The 6,010-nt window shown below is 42.1% G+C and carries 6 protein-coding genes; 5 read left to right on the forward strand and 1 reads right to left on the reverse strand.

Annotated features, from left to right (window positions below):
* The first annotated feature begins 292 nt into the window (after positions 1-292).
* The 3 genes from rpsL (at position 293) to fusA (ending at position 3,375) form a co-directional block, all read left to right on the forward strand.
* Positions 293-673, forward strand: coding sequence for a 30S ribosomal protein S12 (rpsL, locus tag Q0C19_RS10465; protein ID WP_294894172.1), 381 nt, complete (start codon positions 293-295; stop codon positions 671-673).
* Between the two features lie 74 nt (positions 674-747).
* Positions 748-1,215, forward strand: a complete 468-nt coding sequence (gene rpsG / locus Q0C19_RS10470) for a 30S ribosomal protein S7 (protein WP_294894170.1) — start codon at positions 748-750, stop codon at positions 1,213-1,215.
* A gap of 75 nt (positions 1,216-1,290) precedes the next feature.
* Complete coding sequence (fusA, locus tag Q0C19_RS10475; protein ID WP_015654563.1) at positions 1,291-3,375, forward strand: elongation factor G; 2,085 nt, start codon at positions 1,291-1,293, stop codon at positions 3,373-3,375.
* Positions 3,376-3,526: 151 nt separating this feature from the next.
* Here the strand turns inward: fusA and Q0C19_RS10480 are convergent, their stop codons facing one another.
* Positions 3,527-4,276, reverse strand: coding sequence for a transporter (locus Q0C19_RS10480; RefSeq protein WP_295055768.1), 750 nt, complete (start codon positions 4,274-4,276; stop codon positions 3,527-3,529).
* Between the two features lie 141 nt (positions 4,277-4,417).
* Here Q0C19_RS10480 and Q0C19_RS10485 point away from each other — a divergent pair, with 141 nt between their 5' ends.
* Entirely contained in the window at positions 4,418-4,777 is a 360-nt protein-coding gene (locus Q0C19_RS10485; protein ID WP_295055770.1) for a PepSY domain-containing protein, read from the forward strand.
* Positions 4,774-5,958, forward strand: a complete 1,185-nt coding sequence (locus Q0C19_RS10490; protein WP_295055772.1) for a TolC family protein — start codon at positions 4,774-4,776, stop codon at positions 5,956-5,958. Before Q0C19_RS10485 ends, Q0C19_RS10490 begins: the two co-directional genes overlap by 4 nt.
* The last annotated feature ends 52 nt before the right edge of the window (positions 5,959-6,010 follow it).

The following is a 6,010-nucleotide window of genomic DNA, read 5'->3' on the forward strand; positions in this document are numbered from 1 at the left end:
GCGGCAGTATCTGCAAAAATCGATGATTTGACCGATCTTAAAGAGAACGTCATCATCGGTCGTACGATCCCGGTCGGTACCGGAATCTACAAAGACCAAAAAATGGTTTTCGGAGACTAAATTCACCTTTTTTCTTCCCCGCTTCGGCGGGAATTCAATTATCCCTTCTCTCTTACAACTTCCTTAAAATAAGCTCAAATTAATCAAAAATTAGATACCATTGCGCGTTTATTAGTCCCCCTTTAAGTAGCGGATTAAAATTCTACTGGAACATTTCAACAAAGGAGATTGTGTGCCAACAATCAACCAACTTATTCGTAAAGAGCGACAAGCGGTAGTGAAAAAATCAAAATCACCCGCTTTGGTGTCATGCCCACAACGTCGTGGTGTATGTACTCGTGTATATACTACAACCCCTAAAAAACCGAACTCGGCGCTTCGTAAAGTTGCTAAAGTACGTTTGACTTCAGGGTTTGAAGTTATTAGTTATATCGGTGGTGAGGGTCACAACTTGCAAGAGCACTCTATCGTTCTTGTTCGTGGCGGTCGTGTAAAAGACTTACCAGGGGTAAAATACCATATCGTACGTGGTGCTCTCGATACTGCGGGTGTTAAAGACCGTAAAGTATCTCGTTCTAAATACGGAACGAAAAAAGCTAAGGTTAAAAAATAACCAACTAGTCTGACAAGATTCGGTTTTTGATGACCGTTTTTTGAGTAAATGAAAAAAACATTGAAGGAAACATTATGAGAAGAAGAAAAGCGCCCGTTCGCGAAATTATGCCTGACCCGGTTCACGGTTCAAAAATTTTGACAAAGTTCATCAACAAAATTATGTGGGACGGTAAAAAAAGTACCGCTGAAAAAATTATGTACGGTGCTTTGGATATCATGGGTTCACGTGGTGAAAAAACAGGTATCGAAGTGTTTAACGCTGCGATTGATAACATTAAACCGGTTATCGAAGTAAAAAGCCGCCGTGTGGGTGGAGCGACCTACCAAGTTCCAGTAGAAGTTCGTCCTGTACGTCAACTATCTCTTGCAATCCGCTGGTTAACCGATGCGGCACGCAAACGTAACGAGCGCACTATGGCAGAGCGTTTGGCAAATGAATTATCAGATGCTGCAAACGACAAAGGTACAGCATTCAAACGTAAAGAAGATACTTACAAAATGGCTGAAGCGAACAAAGCGTTCGCTCATTATCGCTGGTAAGATTCGTAACCTTTTGATGACCCTCTCGGGTTATCATTCCCCTATCCACTATAAACTCTATTAAGGGCTATTATCATGGCAAGATCCCATAAACTTGAAGACGTAAGAAACATCGGAATCGCCGCTCACATCGACGCGGGTAAAACGACAACAACTGAGCGTATCTTGTTCTACACCGGTGTATCACACAAAATCGGTGAAGTTCACGAAGGTGCTGCAACTATGGACTGGATGGAGCAAGAGCAAGAGCGTGGTATTACCATTACCTCTGCGGCGACAACTTGTGAGTGGAGCGGCAAACAAATCAACATTATTGACACTCCGGGCCACGTTGACTTCACCATTGAAGTTGAGCGTTCTATGCGTGTACTTGATGGTGCTGTAGCGGTATTCTGTGCAGTTGGTGGGGTTCAACCACAATCTGAAACAGTATGGCGTCAAGCAAACCGTTACGGGGTTCCTCGTATGGTTTTCGTCAACAAAATGGACCGAACGGGAGCTGATTTCTACAACGTAGAAGAGCAAATCCGTGCACGTCTTAAAGCGAACCCAATCGCTATTCAACTTCCAATCGGTGCGGAAGATCAATTTAAAGGGATCGTCGATCTCGTTAAAATGAAAGCTATCCTTTGGGACGAAGATGCGGCTATGGGTTCAAACTATCATGAAGCAGAAATTCCTGCGGATATGGTAGAAATTTCCAATAAATACCGTGCACAAATGATGGAAGCGGCGGCTGAGGGTGACGATACTTTGATGGAGAAATTCTTCGAAGAGGGTGAACTTAGCAACGAAGAGATCATGCGCGGGATTAAAGCCGGATGTCTTAAAATGGAAATCATTCCTATGACATGCGGAACTGCGTTTAAAAACAAAGGGGTACAAACTCTTCTTGACGCGGTTGTTGATTACCTACCATCACCTTTGGAAGTTGCGGCTATCAAAGGGACCATGGAAGACGATGAAGAGGTTGAAGTTGATGTTGAATCAACGGACGATGCTCCATTTGCCGGTCTTGCGTTCAAAATCATGACTGACCCATTCGTTGGACAACTTACTTTCGTACGTGTTTACCGTGGTGTTCTTGAGTCAGGTACGTATGCTTACAATACCATCAAAGGTAAAAAAGAGCGTATCGGACGTATCGTTAAAATGCACGCGAACAAACGTGAAGAGATCAAATCTCTTTATGCGGGTGAAATCGGAGCGGTTGTAGGTCTTAAAGACACAACAACGGGTGATACCCTTTGTGATGAGCGTGAACGTCTAGTACTAGAGCGTATGCACTTCCCTGAGCCGGTTATCTCGGTTGCGGTTGAGCCTAAAACCAAAGTGGACCAAGAAAAAATGGGTATCGCGTTAGCAAAACTAGCGGCGGAAGATCCATCTTTCCGTGTCCACACAGACGAAGAGACAGGACAAACGATCATCAGCGGAATGGGTGAGCTTCACCTTGAAATCCTTGTTGACCGTATGTTCCGTGAGTTTAAAGTTGAAGCGGAAGTGGGTGCACCTCAAGTTGCATACCGTGAGTCAATCCGTGCAGAAGTTAATCAAGAGTACAAATACGCGAAACAATCAGGTGGACGTGGACAATTCGGTCACGTATATCTCCGTATCAAGCCGGGTGTACCTGGAACTGGTTATATCTTCCACAACGAAATCAAAGGTGGGGTTATTCCTAAAGAATACGTTCCTGCCGTTGAAAAAGGGTGTAAAGAAGCAATGCAAAAAGGTGTACTCGCGGGTTATCCGATCGAAGATATCGAAGTCGCATTGTATGATGGTTCATACCATGAGGTTGACTCGAATGAGATGGCGTTTAAACTTGCTGCTTCTATGGGATTCAAAGAGGGTGCACGTAAAGCTAACCCGGCTATCCTTGAGCCTATGATGAAAGTTGAAGTTGAAGTTCCTGAGAACTTCATGGGTGACGTTATCGGTGACCTTAACCGCCGTCGCGGACAAGTTAACAACATGGGTGACCGTTCCGGTAACAAAATTGTTGATGCGTTCGTACCATTGTCTGAAATGTTCGGTTACTCAACTGACCTTCGTTCAGCAACTCAAGGACGTGCAAGTTACTCTATGGAATTCGATCACTACGAAGAAGTTCCACGTAACGTTGCTGAAGAGATTATCAAAAAGCGTAACAGCTAAGATCTCTTTCTTCTCTCCCCGTTTGGGGAGTCTTTCCTATCTCATTTTATTTTACAATCCACAAATTTTTTATCAATAACTTATTATTGCTGTAAACCCGTTTGATAAAATAATCACCAAATGTCAAACTTTTTTGTTCACATGAAAGATATTAAAAACGTGATGCAATTCCAAAGCCAATAAAATTAGATGAATACCTGGTTAAGCCAATACCAATACTAAAGTCAAGCTGAGTGTCATTGGTCAATAAATAGGTCATACCGCCGTCGATGACTCTTGTGGCATGTAAATCGTGTTTAGAAGGTTCAATAGCATAAATTTCGAGAAAACTACCGATGGTTTCGGTATGGCTAATTGAACTGCCAACAGCAAATTGAGTATCGTATACTCTATGATGATCTATTTGGGATGAACTTGCCTGAACCGTACCGAACAACGTATTATTATCCGATATTGAATAATCCCAGAGAATACCTACTAAAGGATCAGTGCTATCGGAAGTAGACGGAGACGTTCCTGTTGGAAGTGACAATATTCCGAGCGCTGTTATATTGTATTGTTGGTTGTCCAAAAGCTTGTATTTGCCTCCGATAGATAAATCGGCTTTAGACCTGACTGCAGATTGACCTTCTTCTTTGTCAATATTAATGCCATCCCATTGTATATTCAATTCAGATTTTTCAGAGATACCGGTTCGCAAAAGCATGAGCGGAAGAGTATGCGATGACGGTTTTGAATCGTGGTTATTAAACGAATACTGATATCCTAGCTCAACATTCACGACTTTAGGCTTAACTGTTTGTGTACCCGTCGAAAAGCCTGGGCGGTCGGCCACTATCGAATTTTCATTTGCCAATAGGCCAATACCATATAGTGCTAATAATATCAATCTGTTTTTCATGCTGTTCCATTTTAAAATTATTTATAAGGGTAGCATGAAGCGGATTAAAAAAATATCTCTCCTGTGAAGCAAGACAGTTCTCATGATTTTCTCACGTTGAATCCATAAAATACCGTTATATTTTTATATAAAGGCTATATCGTGAAGCTTATTCCCATCGTTGCTTTGTCATTGTTCTCTTTATCTCTCTACGGTGGAATGGGTTCATCGGTCACCATTCCGACTCAAGAGCATATGAAATATTCGTTTGGAAATCATAGAAATCATCCTATTCAGAAAATGGAAAAGAATCAATATTATAAATCGATGGCACCGATGACAGAAGAAGATATTCGCAATCATCTTTCACAAGAAGGATACAGTGTTCGTAGTATTAAACTTCGTGATATTGCTTATGAGTTGGTCTATCAGGTATATGCGACGGACAGTACGGAAAAAAATCTAAAACTTTATGTCGATCCCGCTAACGGGTCAATTTTAAAAGAGGAAACTGGTCTATGAAATATACTTGGGCCTATAGTTTTATCGTAATACCGTTTTTAGGACAGGGTGTCAGTTTTAAGGACGTTACAAAGCGTGCATATGATGCTTCTGAACAAATGATCGAATCAAACGGCCGTATGAATGCAATCGGCTTTGAAAAAGCTTCCGCATTGGCAGGCGACCCCTTAAGCATTGAAACGTCAGCGCGTAAAATCAAGGCAGATGATACTATCGACAGTGGTAAAGAATATGGAGTGATGCTTGACTATGCAGTTAAAATGCCGTCATTCAGATCGGCAAAAGCAAATGAGTTCGAGATTCAGAAAAAAGCAACGGCATACGAAATCGCCATGAATAAAGGACTTATACAAGTGGCTTTAAAAAGAGGCTGGTTAATGTATCAGCTTGAACATGAACGGAGTGCGATACTGAGCGAAAAACGTGATTTTTCCTATAAAGCGTATCAGGTCGGAGATAAAAAATTCAAAGCCGGACGATTGTCGCAAATGGAGTTTTTGCGGCTGGAGAGCGAATATCAAGGTACGCTTCAAGAGCTTGCCGCTATTTTAATGGAAGCGGAACATGCACAACATTATCTGAAAGAAACCGTTATGTCGGATGAAGAAGTGATGATCGATGATTTGACTTTTGAGTTTATCCAATCCGATTCAATAGAAAGTCGTATTAAAAATGCGCCGTTATTAAAATCGCTGGATGTCCGTATCGATTCGTTAAACGCTCAAATCGCCACATTGCGCCACTCTACAGTCGAGGCAGTCTCTGTCGGGATAGGGATGACACAAGAACCGACGCAAAACAGCATTGATTTTCGACTGACCATCCCTTTGGCAATCAGCAGTAAAAACGAAAATAAAATCGTGGCGTTGATGAGTGAGCGCAGTGCTCTGGTCAATTTGCGCGAAGTGAGCCGACAGAAAATGGAGTTAAGCGTTCGAGGGCTGTTCGAACATTTAAAAGAACGTGAAGAAAATATAAAAATTTTGGCGGGAAATGAGAAAAAATATGAAACGCTTTTTATGATGGCGCATAAAGGGTATGAAGGGGGCGTGATAGGGCAGTTTGAATACCTTGCTTCCAAGAATGCCTATTATGACGCACGTTTGCGCACACTGCAAGTCAAACAAAACTACATCGAAGAGATGGCTGCAATTGAAGAGAAAATAGGGGGAATTTGGTAATGAAAAAAAGTTTCTTGCTGCTCATGATCGCAACGGCGATGATGGCGGAAAT

Origin of the sequence: Sulfuricurvum sp., from assembly GCF_023250475.1 — a bacterium.
Lineage (GTDB): Bacteria > Campylobacterota > Campylobacteria > Campylobacterales > Sulfurimonadaceae > Sulfuricurvum.